This is a genomic window from Bartonella sp. AP57NXGY (genome assembly GCF_042195805.1).
GTDB lineage: Bacteria > Pseudomonadota > Alphaproteobacteria > Rhizobiales > Rhizobiaceae > Bartonella.
The window spans coordinates 1-1,049 of record NZ_JBHIOZ010000360.1 but is presented as its reverse complement, the minus strand read 5'-3'; the positions used below and the strand labels follow the sequence as shown (position 1 = coordinate 1,049).

The 1,049-nt window shown below is 42.6% G+C and carries 1 protein-coding gene; it reads right to left on the bottom strand.

Going from position 1 to position 1,049, the window contains the following annotated elements; all coding sequences use genetic code 11:
* Nucleotides 1–1,049 (bottom strand): translation initiation factor IF-2 (locus ACFIL8_RS10850; protein WP_375689783.1); only part of this gene is annotated, 1,049 nt, incomplete at both ends.

Sequence of the window (1,049 nt, the reverse complement as noted above, 5' to 3'; positions counted from 1 at the left end):
CCGCGATCCAATTTGGCTTCAATGATAACGCCCTCTGCAGTTCGTTGAGGATCTGCTTTCAGATCAAGCATTTCAGCCTGAAGAAGGATAGCTTCGAGAAGTTTATCAAGATTTTGACCAGTTTTAGCAGAAACTTCAACGTCCAAAGTTTCACCGCCCATAGTTTCAACAAACACTTCATGTTGTAGAAGTTCTGTACGTACTTTTTGTGCATTCGCAGCTGGTTTATCAATTTTGTTGATAGCAACAATGATAGGTACACCAGCGACTTTCGCATGATTGATTGATTCAATCGTTTGGGGCATAACACTATCATCAGCGGCTACAACGAGAACAGCAATATCAGTAACACGAGCTCCACGTGCACGCATAGCCGTAAATGCAGCATGTCCTGGTGTATCAATAAAGGTAATTTTTTGACCGTTCTGTTCTACTTGATAGGCACCAATATGCTGCGTAATACCTCCTGCTTCGCCAGAAACAACATTTGCTTTACGAATAGCATCCAAAAGAGAAGTTTTTCCGTGGTCAACATGGCCCATAATGGTTACAACAGGGGGACGCTGCTGCATGTTTTGAGGATTATCTTTTATATTAAAGATACCTTCTTCTACGTCAGATTCTAAAACACGTTTAACAGTATGGCCAAATTCAACAGCGATGAGTTCGGCAACATCTGCATCAATAACATCGCCAGGTTTCATCATTTGTCCTTGTTTCATCAAGAATTTAATCACATCAACAGAACGCTCCGTCATACGTTGTGCGAGCTCTTGAATGGTAATCGTTTCAGGAAGAACAACTTCGCGAGAAATTTTTTCTCTTGGTTCTTGATTTTGTGCACGCTTAAACTTCTCCTGTCTACGCCGCATTGCAGCCATTGAGCGCCCACGTGCGTTTCCTTCTTCATCCAGTGCACTATTCAGAGTTAGCTTTCCGCGTCGCCGCTCATCAGCTCCTTTGACAACTTTTGGTACACGTATTTCTGATTTAGCAGGATTAGCACGTCGACTATGCCGTTCTTCCTCTTTATTGTCATCTATTTTGCG